This window comes from Saccharicrinis aurantiacus, from assembly GCF_001660705.2.
GTDB lineage: Bacteria > Bacteroidota > Bacteroidia > Bacteroidales > Marinilabiliaceae > Saccharicrinis > Saccharicrinis aurantiacus.
Window position 1 is genome coordinate 85,022 of the sequence record NZ_LYBV02000002.1, and the last position, 20,953, is coordinate 105,974.

A 20,953-nucleotide genomic window follows, 5' to 3' on the forward strand; every position below is an offset into this window, starting at 1 on the left:
AATTTTAAAACAATTACAACAAAGTTTACGGTTAAGGAAAATACAAGGTGCGTTTTCTTTATTTGTTGCTTTAATGATAACATCAACTGCAGCGGCTAATATTAAGATTGAGCACAATCAGTCTTTATCATTGGCACAATTTATTCAAGTGGTTGAGGGTGCTGAGGAATATTTTTTTTCCTATTCAAGCGATATTGAAACTTACTTAAACGAACATATTACAATTGAAGAGGGCGTTTATAATATTTCGGATGTAACCGAAATTATTGAAGAAAAAGTACATCTTAATTGCGATATCATCGGACAATCAATAATTCTATCAGAGCCTGATAAAGGCACTGTTATAATAAAAGGAACAGTATACGAGGCTTCAACCATGGAATCTTTACCAGGTGTAATGGTAGCTGCCATAAACGGAACAACAGGAACAGTTACCGATCTTAATGGTGAATTCTCATTATCTGTAAATGCTAATGATTCTTTACTGTTTTCTTTTATTGGTTTTGTTAATCAAACAGTAAAAATAAATACTGCTAGTAATTACCAAATATATCTCGAAGACGAAGTTCACGGCCTTAACGAGGTTGTGGTAACCGCCTTGGGTATTACTAAAGAGCAAAAGAAAATAGGCCATGCCATTACTAAAATCGATAATGAATTAATACAACAAGGTGGTAGTACCGATATGGCTACTGTGCTATCGGGTAAAGTTCCGGGTATGCAGGTGAATACTGCAGCATCAGGCCCTGGCGGATCATCCAGAATTGTATTAAGAGGGGAAGCTTCCTTAAGTTTAAACAATAACGAAGCACTTATTGTGGTAGATGGTGTACCTATTAATAATACCATGACGGGTAATGGTGGTAGCGCTTATTTAGGTGGTACACAGCCTGTGGATTATGGTAATGGTTTATCGGATATTAATCCTGATGATGTGGAAAGTATTTCGGTATTAAAAGGTCCTAATGCGGCTGCTTTATATGGATCAAGAGCTGCTAATGGTGTTGTTTTAATCACCACAAAAATGGGAAGCAAAGGAAAAGGTATTCAGGTGGCTGTTAATAGTAGCTATATGATTGAATCGCCCAACCGTAATCTTGATAAGCAGTTTGAGTACGGTAGCGGAAAGCGTGCTTATCACGATTATTATTCGTACGGATCGAGTCCGTATGGTGCAAACACAGCATCTAGTCACACATGGGGACCTGCCTACGATGGCCAGTATTATTATCAGTACGATTCGCCACGTAATATCGATGGCTCTTACCTAGAACCAACGGAGTGGAAGTCGTATGGCGATCCGCAGGATATGTTTTACGAAAATGGTTATACACTTAAAAATAACGTAACTATTTCTAGTGGCGATGATGAAAATAATTTTAGAGGAAGTATTACGCATACTAAAAATGAGTGGATTATGCCCAATACAGGGCAGGAACAATTAACCATCAGTTTAAATACCAAGCAAACTTTATCTGAGAAGAGTTCGGTTTCTTTAATTACCAATTATTACCACCGCCAAAGCGATAATTTACCAACCGGAGGTTACAATAAACAGTCTGTTCCTTATGCTATTCTGTGGTCGCAAAGTAATGAGGATTTAAATTGGTATAGAGATTATTGGGCAGAAGGTGAAGAAGGTCGCAAACAAAAAGATTTACCTAATGATACTTCTGATAATCCGTATTTTATTGCTTACGAACACTTAAACGAATCAACCAGAGATAGAATTTTATCAAACGTTAAGTTCGATCATAAATTTTCTGATCATTTACGATTCTTTGCACGTACGGGTGTCGATTTCTCTGCTGAAGAGCGTTATACAAAACGACCGTGGGATACCAGAAATCACTTACAAGGAATGTATCAAGAACAAAAGGTGAATCGTTTAGAGAATAATACCGATTTCTTATTTTCTTCAGATTTTACTAGCGGTAATTTCGATTTTGGCGTAAGCATGGGAGGTAGTTACATGTACCAAAAGTACTCTAATATTAGAGCTACGGCTGAGTTTTTGCGTACGCCGGGCATCTATAACTTAGATAACTCATTAGAACGCCCAATTGCTTACAGTTACCGAAGCGAAAAAGCGGTGGGTTCAGTATACGGAATGGCAAACATGGGTTATAAAAACTTTTTGTTTGTTGATGTAACTGCCCGTAACGACTGGTCAAGTACTTTAGCTGTTGGAAATAACTCTTATTTTTATCCATCCTTATCAACCAGTTTAATCATGTCTGATGCTGTGGATTGGTTTAACGATACTGCATTAACGTTTTGGAAAATCAGAGGATCTATAGCTAAGGTAGGTAACGATACAAAGCCATACCAATTAGAGAATTATTATGCCAATCATGCACTGGATGGCAGTTATACAAACCCCAATACCTTATTAAATAAAGACCTTAAACCTGAGATAACCAACTCTTACGAAATAGGTACTGATATTGGATTCTTTAACAATAGAATTAATCTCGACCTAACTTGGTATGTGGCCAATACGCATAATCAAATTGTATCTATGCCTGTTGATAATGCTTCTGGGTTTAATGCTGTTATTATGAATGGTGGCCACATCCGAAACAAAGGTTTCGAAACGGTTTTAAATATAAAGGCCATCAACAAACGTAACTTTACTTGGAAATTATCTAAAAACTGGTCAACAAACTCAGGCGAAGTGGTTGAGTTGGTTCCGGGAGTTATTGATAATTATGTGATGGGATCGCATATTGCCAATAGAGTTTCCATTGAAGCCCGACCAGGTGAGCCGTTGGGTAATATTTACGGATTGGGTTATGCACGTGATAATGATGGTAACATTATTTTTAAAGATGGTTTGGCCGAAAAAACCGACGAGCGTATTTTATTGGGTAATATCTTCCCAGATTTTAGAGGTGGTATCCACAACGAATTCCGATATAAGAATGTAACTCTTGGCTTTCAGTTCGATTACCAAGTAGGCGGACAGGCATACTCATTAACGCATTCTGTTTTATCTTATACAGGTCGCCACGTTAATACATTAGAAGGCAGGGGCGAAGAAGGAATTATTGGTCAGGGTGTTCGCTTAGATGAGGCAACAGGTCAATATGTGCCAAACGATGAAGCTGTGGGAGCTGCTTATTATTACAATTCAATGTACGAGCGCGATCAGGTTGAGGGAAATATATTTGATACCAGTTACCTAAAGTTAAGAGAGCTTAGGGTACAATACACCTTGCCATCAAGATGGTTAAATAAAAGTTACTTGAGTAGAGCATCGGTATCGTTCTTAGCCAATAACTTATTCATTTGGACCGACTTCCCAGGCTACGATCCTGAGGCGGCTACCTTATCCGATGGAGCAATTACTCCAGGTGTTGAAACTGGCGGTTTTCCATCAACCAGAAGTTATGGTGTAAGTGTTAATCTAACCTTTTAATACAGCATCCTTTTAAATAATGAAATATTCAATAAAACAGTTCGTTAGGGCTAATTCACAAAAAATATATCATATAGAAATGAAAAAATATATGAAACAACTATTCGTTTTATGTTGTCTTTTACCTTTGTTAAGCGGCTGCTTCGACTTTGAGGAAGTAAACGACAATCCCAATAATATTAAGGATGTAGATCCGGGTGGTTTATTGGGGGCCGCAATTTACGATGGTGTTCATCGTAATTTATACAACTCGCACAGGTTTGGTATGTACTTGGGGCAGCAAGTCACCAATACATCGCTTATTAACGAAATACATCGATATATTATTTCGCCTGCTGAGTCCAACCGTATTTACGATTACTTATATCGTATTCTAAACGATGTAGAGGATATTATTAACAATTCAAAAGAGAATAATTATCCAAATTATGAAGCCGCAGGGTACGTACTTAAGGCTTGGATGTTTTCAATACTGACTGACACTTTTGGCGATGTTCCTTATTCGGAAGCCCTAAAGGGAAAGGATAAAGATTTTATGCCCAAGTTTGATACGCAAGAGGCTATTTATACCGACTTATTAAAAAATCTCGATTATGCCTCAACCTTATTTGATGAAGCTAACGGTTTCCAGTTTGGAGGCGATTATTTATACAATGGCGATGTGGTAAAGTGGCAGAAGTTCTGTAATTCTTTGCGTATAAAATTATTGATGCGATGTTCTAAGCGTTCAGAAATAAATGCACCAGAAAGAATCGCTTTGATTTATCAAAACGAACCACTTTTTAGTTCGTATGAGGATGGTGCTGTTTTGCATTATACTGGAGATGGTGCATTTCGTAACCCATTTACCACATCCAATAGCGATAATTTTGAAGCACGCTTAGCTGCATCAACCACATTTATTGATGTGATGAATTATAATCTTGATCCGCGTCGTTATGCTTATTTTACTGATGTAAGTGGCGAGTTTAATGGTCTTCCTTCAGGTGTTGACCCTGAGGAAGTGAGTTCTCACCCACGCTTGGCTCGTTTACGTCCTGAGTTTAGAGACCCGCAATGCAAAGGCAGCATTTTAACCCATGCCGAGTTGGAATTCTTTTTGGCCGAAGCGGCTTTAAAAGGATGGATTAGTGCTTCGGCTGAAACGCACTATGAGGCAGGTATTCGTTCGTCAATGAAATATTGGGGCGTAACAGATAGCGATACTGAGCAATTCCTTCTTCGCGAGAAAGTAATATTTGATGGTACTTTATATCAAATATTTGAGCAAAAATGGATCGACTCCTATTTTAATGGCATGGAAACATGGATTGAATACAGACGCAACCGCATGCCCGAGTTTAATTTCACTGGCCATATGGGAAATGGCGGACAAACGCCAACACGTTTTATTTATCCTACATATCTACAAAGTTTAAATGCTGATAATTACGAAGAAGTCGTTGAACGCATTGGTGGCGATAATATGCAAACCGTTTGTTGGTGGGAAAAATAATTGTTAACAGCATCCTTACACAGAATTATAAAAGATGAAAAATATTATTGCAATAATACTATTTGTTTGTGTGGCTTTTACGAGCTGCACCAATAAAACAGGTAGCTACCAAACACAGTTTATATTTAATGATGCCCAAACTATTTTAGAAGGTAAGGGCGATAGAGTAATTTTTAACAGCTTTATGCAGCTCTTGAATCAAACCCCTGTGGGAGCGGATGTTTATATCTCTATTTATATGTTTGATGATGTGGAGTTAGCACATGCCATAAATAATGCCAAGCATCGTGGAGTTAATGTGCACATTCAGGTTGATCAAAGCCGAGAATCAAGTTTAGAGTGTAATCAAGAGGTTATTTCTATCCTAAATAAAGAGTTTAGTGATTTTACGGTGCTTAATAATGCTACAAAAAGTTCTATAAATCACAATAAGTTTGCGTTGTTTTCTGAGATTAGTAAGGATGGGCACAATTATCAAAATATTGTGTTTCAAACCTCGTCTAATTTTATGGATGAGAGTACCTATAAGTTTCAAGATGCTCAGGTATTTCAAAGCGAGATTTTATATGGTGCTTATCGCGATTATTTTAAAAAGATTAATGCCTTTTCAAAGTCGGGTTCTATGCTCGATTTTGAATATTACACAGCTACTGATTCAGCATTAAACCTAAGCGTTCAGTTTTATCCTAAACGTAGCAAAGGAAAAAACCATAAAGGCGATTGTTTAATTGATATTATGGATCAGATAGATTTGGATAACGAGGGCGAATTGCTTGTAAATATGTCTGCATGGACAGGTACGCGCAAATCTATTTTTAGCAAATTAAAAGAAATAGCTGCTTCAGATATTGAACTAACCGTAATTACTAAAAGCTCAAATTCAAAGGTTGTTTTAGAGCAATTGGCTTTGGTTGAGCAAGCTGGAGCGAATGTAATTATACTTGATTATTATGGTACACCAAAGCAAAATACCCATATGAAGGTGCTTACATTTAAAGGTGCTATTAATAATAAACCAGCTTGTTTTGTGGTAAGTGGAACGCATAATATTACCAATAATGCGCTACGTTATAACAATGAAACACTGTTGTATTTTACAGATGCAAAGGTTTACGACATCTATAATAAGTTTCATACAGATTTATTAAATAACTATCATAATTTATAATGCGTATTAAAAGTAGCTGTGGTATTACTATCCTTATGGGCATCTCTTTCATATTTTGCTTTATGGCCTTATCATGTTCTGATCAGTTAGGCGATAACCAATCGGGGTGCATTTGCCCTGATGATGAAAATGAAGAAGGTAAAGAAGCGACGCCTAAATATGCCAACAAAATTATTTTTAATAATCCGCAAACCATTTTTAACGGCAAAAGTGATAGAATAATATTTGATCAGTTTATTTATTTGCTCGATGCCGCTCCAAAAGCCTCAGATGTATACGTATCTATTTATATGTTCGATGATCATTATTTGGCGCGCGCTTTAAATAAAACCAAAGCACGTGGAGTAAATGTGCATTTACAAGTTGATCAAAGTCGTTCGTCAAGCATCAATAGTAATAAAGAAGTTATTGAAATATTGAAGGAAGAATTTGACGATTTTATTGTGATTAACAATGCCAGTGCAACATCTATAAATCACAATAAGTTTGCTATTTTTTCATCAATAGAAGAAGGGGGAGTAGTTTACGAAAATATTATTTTTCAGACTTCATCAAACTTTATGGATGAAAGCACTTATAAGTTTCAGGACGCTCAGGTGTTTCAAAGCCAAGAATTAGCAAAGGCTTATACAATATTCTTTAATTCCATTGGTGGTTTTAATAATGCAGGTTCGATGCTCAATTTTGAGTATTTAATACAAAAGGATTCTCTATTGGATTTAAGGGTTCAATTTTACCCCAAACGTTCAAATGGTATTGAATACGGGGGCGATTGTTTTGAGGAAATAATGGATGAAATCGATTTAAACGAGGAGGGCCATTTATTGATCAATATGTCAGCATGGACTGATACCAGATCTAGCATATTTACCAAGTTAAGTGAGGTAGCTCAGTCAAGGGTAGGTTTAACTGTAATTACAAAAAACTCAAATCATAATTCAGTATTAAGTGCTTTAGATGCGTTAAGAAAAGATGGGGCTGAGGTAATTATTCTAGATCAATATGGGAGTCCTAAGCAAAATACGCATATGAAAGTAATGACTTTTACAGGAACTATAAATCATATGCCAGCAACTTTTGTAGTAACAGGAACACATAATTTAACTACAAATGCTTTGCGCTACAATAACGAAACACTGTTGTATTTTAATCACGAAGGTGTTTTTAAAAGGTATGATGATTTTCACAAGCAGTTCTTAACTATTTATCAAAATTTATAATTTACAAAACATAGCAAAATGAATATATTTAAGCAATCAATAATAGGTTTCATCTGTTTTATCAGTTTGTTTCTTGCCTCATGTGAAAAAGAAGTGAGCATTGAGTTGGAAGATGAAACTCCCATTAACATAAATCTTCCAAAGGCAATTTTTAATAATCCAAATACCATTGCCAATCAAGAAAAAGATAGGGTTATTTTTAACACCATAATTGAATTAATTAATGCGGTACCTACTGGCGAGGAAATCTACTTTTCGGTTTATTTAATAGATACCCACGAAATTGCAGATGCCTTAATAGATGCCGATGAAAGAGGTGTGAAAGTTAATTTGATGATTGATTTTTCGGTTGATGAAAGTACAATTACCAATAAGGTGGTGCATGCCAAATTAATTCAGCATTTCGATTCGGGTATTACTGTTGTCAATAATGTTACTAGCAGCTCTATAAATCACAATAAATACGTGGCTTTATCTGCTATAAATACATCATCGGGTATCATAAATAATGTGGTTTTGCAAACATCGTCTAATATGCACGATGGCGCCACTGCTAAGTTACAAGATGCGCTTGTTATAAGCGACGAAACCATTTACCAAGGGTACGCAAGCTACCATCAGGATGTAATGCAACTTTGTTACGATGCTGACCTTACCAATTATCGTTACCGCGAGGTGCAATCGAATACCTATGAAGCCGCTTTTTTTCCACGCAGAAAAGGAGGTAGCATAATGGTAGGGGATAATTATATGGAAGCCTTGGATAAAATTGCACATCCTGAAAGTGCTGTGATTAGTGTAGGTATGTCGTTATGGACAGCCAATAGAATGAATGTTATTGAACGTCTTGAAGAGTTGGCTATTGCTGGCGCGAGTATAAAAATTATTACAAAAACAGGTAACGATGCTGCCGTTAATAATGCATTGCTGGCACTTGAGAAATATGACGTAGAAGTGAAGATCTTTAAAACGTCTGAAATTAATATCCACTCAAAGTATATGCTTATTAAAACCAACGACTGGGAGTATACTTTAACAGGATCGGGTAATCTTACCCAAAATGCACTAAGCAATAATAACGAGGCAATTATTACTACACACAACACCGATATTTATAAGGCTTATATGGCAAACTTTAATCAGTTGTGGCAATTGTAATAACTCAAGAACTTAAAACAAAAAAAAATATGGCAATTGTCGATATCTTTTATAGTTTCGGCAATTGTTTTTTCCATACAATAATAATTGAACCTTATCTCAATAAATTGCCTTTATGAAAACGCCGAATAGCTCCACATCAGCAACGAATGATGAAATATCTGAAGAATTTAATAAGCTTATTAATAGAATTGATAAGTATGAAGATGCTTTGTTAAGCAAGCAACAAAATAAACCTAACATAATGCGATACCTTGCTTCAGCAGCGGCAAGTGTTGTATTGTTACTTGGTGTTTATTTTTATATTTCTACAGCCGAAACTACTTTAATAGTGGCCAATGGAGAAACTCAGGAGCTTATTTTACCTGATGGATCATCAGTTATTTTAAATGGCGGATCGCAGTTTACCTACAAGCGCTGGTTTTCAAACAATAGAGAAGTTACCTTAAAAGGCGAGGCTTTTTTTGATGTGGTGAAAAATGAAGGTAAAACGTTTACGGTACAAACCGAGCAATTTAAGGTAGTGGTTTTGGGTACTAGCTTTAATATTAAAGCATACGAGGGAATTGCAGAGCAGGTATCTTTAAAATCGGGTAAAGTTCGTGTAGAATTAGAAAATAATCAATCAACCTTTCAACTTTCTCCTGGCGAACGTTTGGTATTTAATAACAATCAAGCTAATGTTGTTGAGTATGATAAAGCACAAACAGCACTGTGGCGCGATGGAATTATAGAATTTAACAATGCTACTCCTACTGAAGTAATACAGATAATACAGCGCGAATTTAATGTGCAACTAAATGCCGATGCGAACCTAAACGCAAGTTTATTTACAGCGAAGTTTAAGAAAACAGATGTCAACGATCTAATTAAAGTGTGGACAAAAACCTGTGATCTTAAATATAATCCAGCGGATATGCGAATCACTAAATAATAAGATTTTTAATACTGGTTTGTTTCCTAAAGAACGTATGTAACCATATGATATAATCATTATAAATACTTCTCAAATACCAAACAATAATATCTGTCTCTATTTTTATAGGGGGTATAATTAACTTAAATTATAGTTTTCAGAGTGTGAACTTACTCTCTTAGGCATAGTAATTGCCTATAGCAGCTCGATACTGGGCATGCATGTGTTATAAAATTGTCTTATTTTTGAATAAGGTGCTTTAAAATACTATTCGCCCCTAATTTGCACACTACTATACACAAACATCATGAAGCTAAAGTTACTTCTAAGCGCACTGCTAATTTTTGCTATTTCAGCACAATCTCAAATAAAAGATTCAACACATATACAAAATCATCAAGACCAACAATATCCGGGTTTAGGAAAAGCGGCATCTAGTATTTTCTTTTCCGAAAAACCATGGTCAGTTAGCGGTTTTGGCGAGGTGAACGGTGTAAACTATAACTATTCTCCAATGAAAGAATCCTTAGGAGATATGGAGTTGTATTACACTAGCTTGTATCGATTGGCTACTTTTTTTGGTTACCGATTTTCTGATAAAATTATTTTCAACTCAGAAATTCAAGTGGAGTATTTAACTGATGGAATAGAAGGTCATACAGAGTTTAATTTTGAGTTATTCTTAGATTTTCGTTTGCATCAGGCCTTAAATTTAAGAGTTGGTTTTCAGCCTATATCCATAGGGTATATAAATAGTAACGACGAGCCTTTATTGTTTTATTCGGTAAACAGACCTGAGGTGGAGCGCTTAATTATTCCAACTACTTGGATAGAATTGGGTGTTGGTGCTTACGGACAAATAGCTCCTAAATTAAATTACTTTGTAAATGTAGTAACCAGTTTAGATGCTTCAGAATTTAGAAGTGCTACATGGGTGCGAAATGGTAGAGAAGCCTTTGATTATAGCTCGTTTGCTGTTTCTCCTCAGTTAATTTATTCACCACGAAATGATTTAGATTTAAGTGTATCAGGATATTTTGGAAGCGTGGGATCTTACGATTATGAACATGGAGGTAGAGATTTAACCAATCAGTCGCAATTGTCACTTTATTCGGCTTATGCACGTTATACACCTGCCAACTTCCGATTTTTAGCTGTTGGTGCCTTGGGTAATTTAAGCGATACAGAGGGTATATACGAAATTACCAAACAAAAGCATGGCGAAGGTCAGGTGTTGGGCCAGCAGGTATATGGCGGTTACCTTGAAGCCGGGGTTGATATCTTACATTGGTTATGGTCAAACCGTTCTGAAAGTAAAAGTTTTGTACACAATAATAAAGATATGAAACTGCCTATTTTTGTTAGAGTGGAGCATTTAAATACACATGGAAAAGTAGCAGAGTCCTTACAAGGCTACGATCGCATTCAGCGTAATATGAATATTTTAGCCGTTGGAGCAAACTACAATTTGTCAGAGCATTTGGTTTTAAAAATGAATTACCAATTCCGCCAAGATTTAACTCCCGAGCAATATTCTATCCCATCGGGCAATCAGTTTGAATTTGGTTTAGGATTTGAGTTTTAAACCGATTTAATTTGATTCAGCCTTTCAAAGAATAATTCGGTAGAAAGGGATGATCTATTTTGAGCCTTTGTTTTATAAGTGTATATGGTATTTATCGATACGCCTAAAACTTGGCTCATGGTTTCATTTTCAATTATTCCTAATCTGATAATGGCTAATATTCGAAGCTCGGTATTTAATATCTGACCGGGCTTAAGGGTATACTTTTTATCAGCATCTAACATTTTATCAACCTCTTCAATAAAGCTCGGAAACAGGCTTAAGAATATCTCATCGAAGTTATGGAATAGCTGATCTCGTTCCTTCTTAGGAGAAATACTACGTAATATCGTTTTAAGGTTTTGAGTATTATTACTCACCAAAACAGTATTGAGCGATTTAGAAATCGTTTCTAATTTGTTAATGTAAGTAGAGCTGGTGTTAAAGAAGTGTCCAATATATTTTTCTTTAATTTTATTGACTTCTTGCAATTCGGTATTCAGCTGTTTGAGTTCTTTATTCTGATTATTTATTACAGCCCATATTTTTTGCAAATCAAAAAGTTGGCGGTAAACAATCATCAATAATACAATAACAACAAAAGCTACCACAGCTAAAACCCATAAAATTCGTGTAGCCTTTTCTTTTGATTTTTCGGTAGCTAATAAGGTGGCTCCTTCAATCTTTGGCAATACTTCACTTACTTGTAATAAACGCTGTTTAGAACCGAAGAATAGTGCATCTTCTTTCGCTTTAAGTATATACCTATACGCACGTTCTAAGTCGTTGTGATTATAGAAATAATTGGCCAATACTATTAAAGATATGGCTTCTTTTGTAGCCGTTTGCACATCTGCAATTACTGATTTTATAAGGTGGTCTCTACCTTCATTTGTATTGCCTTGCTCAATATTAATAAAGCCTAGGCATGAGTGAATCATTGCTTCATCGTGCAATGTTGTATGGTAGTTTTTAAGGGTGTAATTGTAATAATAGGCAGCAGAATCTAATTGGTATTCGGCTAAAAAACGAATAGCCTTTGTCATTACAGGCTTGGTAGTTTCACTTTGCTTATATTTAAGTAACGAGTCTACATTACTGCGAGCCATTTTACGGTAGGATGGAGCGTAATACTCATCATTTATATAATCGGCTAAATCGTAATAAGCACGAACCTTATAGCCATAATAATCTTGTAACTGTTCGTTTTTTAAATGAGAAGTATTTACACTATTCAGTGTATCAATGGCTTCTTTATGTAATCCAACAGAAACCAATAAATGACCAAATTTACTTTTAGTGTATGCTATAGCATTGGCATTATTTATTTGGTAAGCCAAATCAATAGCTTGTTTTGAATAATTAAAAGCGGAGTCAAATTTATAACGAGCATATTCATCTGCAATCTGAAGCAATATTTGATAACGTTCCCAACCTTTACCAAGTGTATTTATTTTTTCAACCTCAAGTTTTAAAGAGTCTAATTTAGCTTCCTTTTTGAGGGAGTATTCTTTTTTATTTGAAAGAACAAGATCTAACTCATTTAATAATTCTGAGTTTTGAGATAATAGGTTAAGACTAAAAAAAATACTTAATAAGGTAAAAATATACTTCATTGTTAATGCTCTGTTTCACCACCAAAGATATAATAGTTGTAAAGAAACTGTTAATATTTTATCCTTTTGTTTTAGTGTATTTTTAATAAATTGATTTGCAAAGTTTATTGAACTAGCAGAATTATTTCATGTCAAACTTAGTATTGACTTCTCCTTAAAAATCCTCAGAATAATTCAACAAATTAAATTTTAGGTAGTTTTAAATAGCTTACATAATTATTTTGTACATGTTTTCAAGGTAAGTGTCTATTGAAAATTTATTTAAGTAGCTTTTACGAGAATTGGTTCGCATTTGTTCATATTCATCACCAGAGACTGATAATATCCTTTCAAATAACTTAGTGAGTTCATTATCAGATAATCCATCAAATAAAATACCATTTTCATTATCACTTACTATTTCAGGAATTCCGCCTCTGGTATTTCCAATTACAGGAGTGCCATTCATTAAGCTTTCTAAACCAACAGTGGGAAGGTTATCTATTTTAGAAGGAATAATTGTGAAGTGACCTGATTGAAGGTATTTATCGATATCCGTGTAATTTACTAGTCCGAGGTATTTAATACTAGGGTTATTTAATTCCGAAAAATAAGTACTTAAAGATCCTTTGCCTCCAATGTTAATTTGCACTAAGTTAGATAGCTTAGGGTCAGCAATAACAAAGTCAACAACTTCTGTCAGTCCTTTACTTTCATCTATTCTACCCAGATAATTGATTATTATTGGTTTTGATATTGATTTATTTGAGCTGACAGAGTTTTTATAGCGATCAGGAATTCCATTATTGCAAACTATTTCTTCTGGCCTAAGAAAGGGGCTCGTGCAAAAGGTTTTTCTAAAATCTTTTTTTGCGTATTTAGAAACCGGAATTAAATGTGTTGTAAATAGCCTATACATTAGGCTATTTCTCATTTTGTTGATGTGAGATTTAATTGTGATTTTATCATCAATGGCAATTTGCTCCGACAAAGTATGGTAGTAGGCCATTCTTTTTTTTGTGCGGGATAAGAAGCCGGAGAGCATTACCCACTGCACGGCAGAAAAATGTGCTATTGAGATATCTGGTTTATATTTAAAGTGAAGCTTTAATGACAGTAACAAACTTTTAATTCCATTTGGTCTCTTATCGGGCCAATTAAAAACTTTAACACCGTACTCATCAACAAATGGCGGGTCTTTTTTGTGTGATAGAAAAATGACTTGATGCCCATCCTTAGCAAGCTTAATGGCAAGAGCTTTTGACATGGCTGCAAAAGAATTGTCGGAATATTTATGCGCTATTAATACCGTTTTCATCTGTTATCGTTTACGGATATTTGCAATTCCCAATCAAGCTTAAACCTCTATCGTATCGGAGGATCAAAATTAGACGCTAGTCTAAGTTTTATTAATGCAATGTAACTCACCAGATTTATCGCAAGTGTTATCCTATGTTATTATTATGTGATACTTTTCTGTGTCGCAATTACAATATACAAAGATGAACCAGCAATTAAGGTCGTTTTTTTATGAACGGGCATTATTTTTCGATCTTAATATGTGCATCAACCACGAAGATACCATCTTCATTAGCAATAAGTGGGTTTAAATCCATTTCTACAATTTCAGTAGAGAAACGTAACATTGTAGATATACGTACAATGATATCAGCAAATTGATCAATATTAATGCCTTTATTGCCTCTAAATCCCTGAAGGATTGGATAGGCTTTAAGTTCACGCAGCATTTCTAATACTTCTTGCTTACAGAAAGGAGCCAAGCCACTAGTGATGTCTTTTAATACCTCAACATATATACCGCCTAAACCAATCATCATAATATGGCCAAATTTAGGTTCGTATTTGGCGCCCACAAAAAGTTCTATTCCATCAAGCATAGGCTGCAAAATAACGCCTTCCGCATTTTCTATTTTTGAAAGACGGCGATATTCTTCTTCTAGTTCATTTGCTGATTTAATGTTAAGTGCTATGCCATCAATTTCTGTTTTATGAGCGAAACCCATTACTTTTGCGGCAATAGGAAAATTCAATTCCTTATTAATATTTTTTAGGTCAGCTTCTGATTGAATTATTTGATAGGGAACACTTGCTACGCCTGCATAGTTAAGTAGTTTATTGCAATCATCAGCATCGAGTATGCCTGTTGAAGCTTTCGAAATCATTTTTTTGATTGAGGGAATATTAACCCCTTTCATCTCAATTCCTTTATATTTTACTTCAGATGTAGGATATACTTTAGTTAGGGCTGAAGCCAATATTACTTCATCAAAAAAGCACACATTTCCTTTAGATGTGAAATAGCCAATCGCTTCTTTTGCATTTTCAACGGATGGCAGAACCGCGAAAATGGGTTTTGAGCACTTACCCATTTGGTGGTGTATTACTTCGTAAACATTTTCGACATCAAATAGACCCGAACTCCCAAAAACAATGCATATGGCATCAATATTATCAAATTTGTTTTGGCAATAGTCAATAATCTCGCTCAATTGTTCTGCCGTTCCTGTTGCTAAAAAGTCAATAGGATTTTTCACACTCGACCCAGCAAACAGTTTAGTTTTGAGATCATCGGCATCTTCACCTACAAGTTGCGGTACTTCAATACCACCATTACTAAGTGTATCTGTTAACATTACAGCAGGGCCACCGGCATGGGTTATTACAGCCATACGGTTACCAACTAATTCAGGAGATGCAAATATTGCCGCCATTGTAGCAAGTTCTAATCGGCTGTGGCAACGAATAATACCGGCCTTTTTAAATAAAGTATCTACAGCAATATCGGAGGAAGCCATTGCTCCCGTATGACTCTCTGCTGCTCTTTTACCAGCGTCTGAGGTACCTGATTTAATGGCCGCTATTTTGCATCCTTTCTGAACTAAAGAACTCGCATGTTTTAAAAGTTTGTCGGGTTTCTTTATATCCTCAATGTAAATAAGTTTACTTTTTGAGCTTGTTTCTTCGTTAAAGGTTTCATCTAAATACTCTAAAACATCCTCAACGCAAGTCTGTGGTGCATTGCCCACCGAGAATATATTGTTGAAACTTAATCCCATACTAGTACCTGTTTCAATAATAAAAACGGCAGTGCCTCCAGAGCTACTAATAAAATCGGCCCCTTGTGGATTTAGTTTAGGAATGGGTGTTGTAAAATAAGATTGATGATTATTAGTGATTACTCCAGTGCAATTTGGGCCAATTAAGCAGCCATTAACGTTATTAATAGTATCCGTAATTTCTTTTTCGTAGCCTGCACCGGTCGCACTTTCTTCGCTAAAGCCAGCTGATATGATGATAAAAGCACGCGTGTTATTATTTTTAACTAGTTTTTTAACAGCTTCGGGACAAAACTTTGCGGCTATGGCTATAACTGCTAAATCAATTTCTTCGTTGATATCCTTAATTTGCTGATGCACTTTTACGCCTTGTATATTTTCAGCCTTGGGGTTAACCACAAAAACTTCGCCTCGATATCGCTCCAAAATATGATGTAAAATCTTACCGCCGGGTTTTTGTAAGTTTTCCGATCCGCCTATTATAGCTATACTTTTGGGGTTTATCAACTGCTCGTTAATCATAATCTATATCTTAAATCTATCTGATTAAAAATGCCATTTATCCCTTAGTATTACAATGAATTATATCAGTGATAATCCTCAGTATTTGTTATGAATTAGAATACTTAGTCCGCTTTTGTTAACTTTGCCGCTCACAAAATTTCAATAACTTCAACTCATCAATAATTGGTAAGGTTAAGAAGTAATAAAGTGTTTTTTAATAATTAGGATTTTGAGTAATAATATCAACAATATTTTAAAAGGCGACTTAGGTGTTAGAGAGTTGGCATACCTACTACAGCTAAAAGGAGCGGATCAAAAGCTGCTTTTTAGCAAAGCCCAAGAAGTTCAGTTAGCCAATCTGGGGCGTAAAGTCTTTTATAGGGGCCTAGTGGAGTTTTCTAATGTATGTGCAAAAGATTGTTTTTATTGCGGCATACGAAAAGGAAATAAGGAGATTGATCGATACAATATAGAAGATGAGCATATTGTTAATGCCGCAAAATTTGCGTGGGAAAACAAATATTCATCTATGGTTTTGCAAGCAGGTGAACGTAATGATAGTGCTTTTATTGATAGAGTTACAAAGCTGTTAAAGACTATTAAACAGGAAACAAATAATGAGTTAGGTATTACAATTTCCTTGGGCGAGCAAACTGCAGATACCTATAAAAAATGGTTTGATAGTGGAGCACACCGTTACTTACTTAGAATTGAAACTTCATCGCCCGTTTTATACAAGCAGTTACATCCTGACAATCAAATGCACGATTATAATGAACGCGTGTCTTGTTTAGATAGCTTACGAAATGTAGGTTATCAGGTAGGAACTGGTGTTATGATTGGCCTTCCGTGGCAAACGTATGAAGATTTAGCGAGGGATTTGCTATTTATGAAAGAGCGAGATATTGATATGTGTGGAATGGGCCCTTACATTGAACATGAAGATACTCCACTGTACGCTCAAAAAGAAATGTTATGGCCCATTGAAGAGCGTTTTAATACTTCATTAAATATGATTGCTTTGTTGCGAATTTTAATGAAGGATATTAATATTGCGGCCACTACAGCTTTGCAGGCTATTGATCCTATGGGCCGCGAGAAAGCCTTAAAGATTGGTGCAAATGTTATAATGCCTAATATAACTCCTACAACGCATCGGAAAGATTATCAGCTTTATCAGAATAAACCATGTACAGATGAAGGTGCTGAAGATTGTGGTAACTGTATGAGTATTAGAATTGAGATGGCAGATAGGGAGCCTGGACTTGGAGAGTGGGGAGATTCACCGCATTTTCAAAATAGAACTACTCCATTAAAATAAGTTCGACACCTATTTATTTAACCCGATTATATTTATAGGACTTTGTACTAAACTAAACGCTATTTTTCTTGTTTAATCCCCAAGTAAGCAAACAAAAATTAAAAGTAAAATCCTACATTTGGCTTGGCCTATGCGCCTATTAAGTCAATGAAAAATAGAAGCAAATGAAGATACCTAGCAATCATATACTTGTTATATTCGGGGCATCCGGAGATTTAACAAACCGAAAATTAGTACCAGCAGTGTTCGATCTTTTCGAGCAGAATTTAGTGCCTGATAATTTTGCAATTCTGGGCCTTGGACGCACCCAAATGAGTGATGCTGATTTTCGGATTAAAATGAAGGAGGGTATTCAAGAGTTTGCCAGTAAACACAATCATGATTCAACTGCAGACGATATAGATGCTTTTGTGCAAAAACTATATTACTACGCTTTTAATACTAAAGAGGAGAGTGAATATGCTGGATTTAAGCAGCGTTTACTTTCATTAGATGCGAAGTTAAATACAGGAAATAATTTTATTTTTTACTTGGCAACACCGCCTAGTATGTATACAGTTATTCCTTGCAATTTGGCAAAAGAAGGCTTAGCTGATGAGGAGAATGGCTTTAAGCGTTTAATAGTTGAAAAACCTTTTGGTTACGATTTAGAAACTGCAAAATCTTTAAACAAAGATTTGTTAAAGAATTTTCAAGAGGATCAAATTTATAGAATCGATCATTACTTAGGAAAAGAGACGGTTCAGAATTTATTAGTAACGCGTTTTTCAAATGGTATTTTCGAACCTTTATGGAATCGTAATTACGTAAGTCATGTTGAAATTACTTCATCAGAGAGTATAGGTGTAGGAAATAGAGGTGGTTATTACGAAGGATCAGGTGCTTTGCGCGATATGGTTCAAAACCACCTATTGCTGTTAGCCGGCCTAGTAGGCATGGAGCCGCCAGCAGTAATAACATCAAATGGTATTCGTAACGAAATAGCCAAAGTAATGCAATCTTTACGCCCGATAAAAGAGGAAGAGGTTGAAAATTATGTGATACGCGGTCAATATGTTGATTCTACAATTAAAGGAGTTGCTACAAAAGGATATCGTGAGGAGCAAGGAGTAAATCCAGAATCGCGTACAGAAACTTATGTGGCGATGAAGTTTTTTATCGACAATATGCGTTGGGCTGATGTTCCTTTTTATATACGAACAGGAAAAATGCTTCCTACTCGTGTAACCGAAGTTGTAATTCACTTTAAACCTTCACCACATCGTTTATTTGCTGATAAGTCAGGCATGCAGCACAATCATAACCAGTTAGTAATTCGCATTCAGCCTGATGAAGGATTGTTAATGAAATTTGGTATGAAAACACCAGGTGCAGGGTTTAATTCGCAAACTGTTAATATGGATTTTCATTATTCAGATTTAGCAGATGCATACCTACCAAGCGCGTATGAACGTTTATTACACGATTGTATGTTGGGCGATTCCACTTTGTATTCTCGTGGAGATGTGGTGGAAGCGGCTTGGGAATTTGTAAAGCCAATTCAAGAGGCCTGGAAGAAAAATAATAATATCCCGGTTCATGGTTATCCTGCAGGTACATGGGGACCTGATGTGGCCGATGATTTAATTGAAGATAAAAGGCAAACTTGGCGTTACCCATGTAAAAATTTGGCTAACGATGGAAATTATTGCGAACTTTAAAACCACTCTTTACAATGAATACTACACGAGTTTTTAGTGATAAACAAATGCTGGCACAGCATTTCGGAAGAGTACTATTAAATAGAACACAAAAGTCGGATAAAGTTACTATAGCACTTTCGGGAGGAAGTACTCCTAAGGCAATTTTTGAGGAATTAGCTGCCGAGTATGCCAATGAAATTGATTGGACCAAGGTATTTCTGTTTTGGGGCGATGAACGTTGCGTGCCACCTACTGATGAAGAGAGTAATTATTTAATGACAAAAACACATTTATTAAACAAGGTTACCATACCCGAAGTTAATGTATTTAGGGTAAAAGGTGAACTGAATATTGATGCTGCCGTTGAAGATTACCAAAAGGTATTATTGGCTGAGTTACCTCAAAGTAATGGATTGCCACAATTTGACCTTATGATTTTAGGAATGGGAGATGATGGACATACAGCATCGGTATTTCCTTATCAAATTAATTTATGGGATAAACCTGAAGTATGTGTGGCGGCGCAGCATCCCGAATCTAAGCAAAATAGAGTTTCACTCACTGGAGGTGTAATTAATAATGCTAAAGAGATTTTCTTTTTGGTAACCGGATCGAATAAAGCAGATAAGCTTTCAGAGATATTAAATAAAAAAGAAGGATATAAGCAATATCCTGCAGCCTTAGTTGACAAACCGACTTGGTTATTGGATAGCGCAGCTGCTGCAAAATTACAAGAATAGCAACTTTGAAAAAACTAAAATAAAGAGAGACTTCTAAATGTTTAGAGGTCTCTCTTTCGTTTGATAGAATGCTAATTAGCTACCTTAACTGAATATCTTTAATTAATTCTTGAATTTTAGAGAGTTCAGAATCGTTAAATGCTGTATTATCTAATGCACCCAAGTTGTTGTTTAATTGATTTACAGAGCTAGCACCAACAAGTACCGAAGTCACCCTTTTATCCTTTAATAACCAAGCAATCGCCATTTGGGCTAAAGATTGATTTCTATCTTTGGCTATATCATTTAAGGCCTTAATAATATTAAATTTTTCTTCGTTTAAGTGATCTTGCTTTAAGAAATGAGCTCGAGCCATACGAGAATCGCTAGGAACTCCATTTAAATAACGATCCGTTAATAAACCTTGGGCGAGAGGAGAAAAAGCAATGAGTCCCATACCACGTTTGTCTACTACCTCTAGTAATTCTTCTTCTACGTCGCGCTGAAACATGCTGTAACGCGCTTGGTGAATTAAACAAGGTGTACCCAATTCTCGAAGAATAGATTCAGCCTCACGTGTTTTATCAGCCGGGTAATTAGAAATGCCAGCGTATAAGGCTTTTCCTTGTTTTACGGCAAAGTCAAGGGCCATCATCGTCTCTTCAAGTGGAGTGTCAGGATCGTATCTGTGTGAATAAAATATATCAACATACTCTAGCTTTAACCTGCGTAAACTTTGGTTTAAACTTGCAATCATCGTTTTTCGAGAACCAAATTCTCCATACGGACCAGGAAGCATATCGTAACCAGCCTTGCTTGAAATGATCATTTCATCTCGATAGTTTTTCAAATGATCGTTAACGATGTTACCAAAATTTGTTTCTGCACTTCCTGGCTCAGGACCGTAATTATTTGCCAAATCAAAATGAGTAATTCCTTTATCGAAAGCTTCAAATATTATACTTTTCCCATTTTCATATACATCAACAGAACCGAAATTATGCCATAGTCCTAATGATATAGCTGGCAATTTCAATCCACTTCTTCCACATCTACGATAATCCATTTTATCGTATCTACTATCCGCTGCTTTGTGTTCCATTTTCACTGTCG

At 35.7% G+C, this 20,953-nt stretch carries 14 protein-coding genes; 10 read left to right on the top strand and 4 right to left on the bottom strand.

The genetic code is table 11. The features are described from left to right. The first annotated feature begins 73 nt into the window (after window positions 1-73). The 7 genes from A8B35_RS01675 (at window position 74) to A8B35_RS01705 (ending at window position 10,963) form a co-directional block, all read left to right on the top strand. The gene (locus A8B35_RS01675; protein ID WP_222844081.1) at window positions 74-3,421 is read left to right on the top strand and encodes a SusC/RagA family TonB-linked outer membrane protein; all 3,348 of its coding nucleotides are present in this window, start codon (window positions 74-76) and stop codon (window positions 3,419-3,421) included. Between the two features lie 91 nt (window positions 3,422-3,512). After that, window positions 3,513-4,916, top strand: coding sequence for a SusD/RagB family nutrient-binding outer membrane lipoprotein (locus tag A8B35_RS01680; RefSeq protein WP_171973133.1), 1,404 nt, complete (start codon window positions 3,513-3,515; stop codon window positions 4,914-4,916). Window positions 4,917-4,950: 34 nt separating this feature from the next. Next, a complete protein-coding gene (locus A8B35_RS01685; RefSeq protein WP_068471570.1) occupies window positions 4,951-6,084 on the top strand; it encodes a phospholipase D-like domain-containing protein in 1,134 nt (377 codons plus the stop codon). Continuing rightward, window positions 6,084-7,304: a phospholipase D-like domain-containing protein gene (locus A8B35_RS01690; protein WP_075601819.1), complete on the top strand. Its 1,221-nt coding sequence runs from the start codon at window positions 6,084-6,086 to the stop codon at window positions 7,302-7,304. Before A8B35_RS01685 ends, A8B35_RS01690 begins: the two co-directional genes overlap by 1 nt. Before the next feature lie 18 nt (window positions 7,305-7,322). Continuing rightward, window positions 7,323-8,462 (top strand): phospholipase D-like domain-containing protein, encoded by a 1,140-nt coding sequence (locus tag A8B35_RS01695; RefSeq protein WP_068471572.1) that lies wholly within the window; start codon window positions 7,323-7,325, stop codon window positions 8,460-8,462. Window positions 8,463-8,577: 115 nt separating this feature from the next. Beyond that, window positions 8,578-9,396, top strand: coding sequence for a FecR family protein (locus A8B35_RS01700; protein WP_068471573.1), 819 nt, complete (start codon window positions 8,578-8,580; stop codon window positions 9,394-9,396). A gap of 289 nt (window positions 9,397-9,685) precedes the next feature. Continuing rightward, on the top strand, window positions 9,686-10,963 hold the full coding sequence (locus A8B35_RS01705) for a hypothetical protein (protein WP_068471574.1): 1,278 nt from the start codon (window positions 9,686-9,688) through the stop codon (window positions 10,961-10,963). Here A8B35_RS01705 and A8B35_RS01710 read toward each other — a convergent pair. The 3 genes from A8B35_RS01710 to A8B35_RS01720 form a co-directional block, all read right to left on the bottom strand. Continuing rightward, window positions 10,960-12,558, bottom strand: a complete 1,599-nt coding sequence (locus tag A8B35_RS01710; protein ID WP_068471575.1) for a DUF6377 domain-containing protein — start codon at window positions 12,556-12,558, stop codon at window positions 10,960-10,962. The genes A8B35_RS01705 and A8B35_RS01710 overlap by 4 nt on opposite strands. Window positions 12,559-12,766: 208 nt before the next feature. Then, window positions 12,767-13,855, bottom strand: coding sequence for a glycosyltransferase family 4 protein (locus A8B35_RS01715; RefSeq protein ID WP_068471576.1), 1,089 nt, complete (start codon window positions 13,853-13,855; stop codon window positions 12,767-12,769). A gap of 223 nt (window positions 13,856-14,078) precedes the next feature. Further along, a complete protein-coding gene (locus A8B35_RS01720) occupies window positions 14,079-16,136 on the bottom strand; it encodes an acetate--CoA ligase family protein (RefSeq protein ID WP_068471577.1) in 2,058 nt (685 codons plus the stop codon). Window positions 16,137-16,347: 211 nt separating this feature from the next. Between A8B35_RS01720 and hydE the strand changes: the two genes are divergently transcribed. The 3 genes from hydE (at window position 16,348) to pgl (ending at window position 19,861) form a co-directional block, all read left to right on the top strand. Beyond that, window positions 16,348-17,439: a [FeFe] hydrogenase H-cluster radical SAM maturase HydE gene (hydE, locus tag A8B35_RS01725; protein ID WP_068471578.1), complete on the top strand. Its 1,092-nt coding sequence runs from the start codon at window positions 16,348-16,350 to the stop codon at window positions 17,437-17,439. 164 nt (window positions 17,440-17,603) lie between these two features. Continuing rightward, window positions 17,604-19,139 (top strand): glucose-6-phosphate dehydrogenase, encoded by a 1,536-nt coding sequence (gene zwf / locus A8B35_RS01730; RefSeq protein ID WP_068471579.1) that lies wholly within the window; start codon window positions 17,604-17,606, stop codon window positions 19,137-19,139. A gap of 14 nt (window positions 19,140-19,153) precedes the next feature. Next, window positions 19,154-19,861, top strand: a complete 708-nt coding sequence (gene pgl, locus A8B35_RS01735; protein WP_068471580.1) for a 6-phosphogluconolactonase — start codon at window positions 19,154-19,156, stop codon at window positions 19,859-19,861. A 79-nt stretch (window positions 19,862-19,940) separates the two neighbouring features. Here the strand turns inward: pgl and A8B35_RS01740 are convergent, their stop codons facing one another. Next, on the bottom strand, window positions 19,941-20,942 hold the full coding sequence (locus A8B35_RS01740; protein WP_171973134.1) for an aldo/keto reductase: 1,002 nt from the start codon (window positions 20,940-20,942) through the stop codon (window positions 19,941-19,943). Between the last annotated feature and the right edge of the window lie 11 nt (window positions 20,943-20,953).

Excerpts from the sequence above, each read along its gene's own strand:
- A8B35_RS01675 (WP_222844081.1), top strand. The coding sequence starts at position 74 with ATGATAACATCAACTGCAGCGGCTAATATTAAGATTGAGCACAATCAG.
- A8B35_RS01680 (WP_171973133.1), top strand. The coding sequence starts at position 3,513 with ATGAAACAACTATTCGTTTTATGTTGTCTTTTACCTTTGTTAAGCGGC.
- A8B35_RS01685 (WP_068471570.1), top strand. The coding sequence starts at position 4,951 with ATGAAAAATATTATTGCAATAATACTATTTGTTTGTGTGGCTTTTACG.
- A8B35_RS01690 (WP_075601819.1), top strand. The coding sequence starts at position 6,084 with ATGCGTATTAAAAGTAGCTGTGGTATTACTATCCTTATGGGCATCTCT.
- A8B35_RS01695 (WP_068471572.1), top strand. The coding sequence starts at position 7,323 with ATGAATATATTTAAGCAATCAATAATAGGTTTCATCTGTTTTATCAGT.
- A8B35_RS01700 (WP_068471573.1), top strand. The coding sequence starts at position 8,578 with ATGAAAACGCCGAATAGCTCCACATCAGCAACGAATGATGAAATATCT.
- A8B35_RS01705 (WP_068471574.1), top strand. The coding sequence starts at position 9,686 with ATGAAGCTAAAGTTACTTCTAAGCGCACTGCTAATTTTTGCTATTTCA.
- A8B35_RS01710 (WP_068471575.1), bottom strand. The coding sequence starts at position 12,558 with ATGAAGTATATTTTTACCTTATTAAGTATTTTTTTTAGTCTTAACCTA.
- A8B35_RS01715 (WP_068471576.1), bottom strand. The coding sequence starts at position 13,855 with ATGAAAACGGTATTAATAGCGCATAAATATTCCGACAATTCTTTTGCA.
- A8B35_RS01720 (WP_068471577.1), bottom strand. The coding sequence starts at position 16,136 with ATGATTAACGAGCAGTTGATAAACCCCAAAAGTATAGCTATAATAGGC.
- zwf (WP_068471579.1), top strand. The coding sequence starts at position 17,604 with ATGAAGATACCTAGCAATCATATACTTGTTATATTCGGGGCATCCGGA.
- pgl (WP_068471580.1), top strand. The coding sequence starts at position 19,154 with ATGAATACTACACGAGTTTTTAGTGATAAACAAATGCTGGCACAGCAT.
- A8B35_RS01740 (WP_171973134.1), bottom strand. The coding sequence starts at position 20,942 with ATGGAACACAAAGCAGCGGATAGTAGATACGATAAAATGGATTATCGT.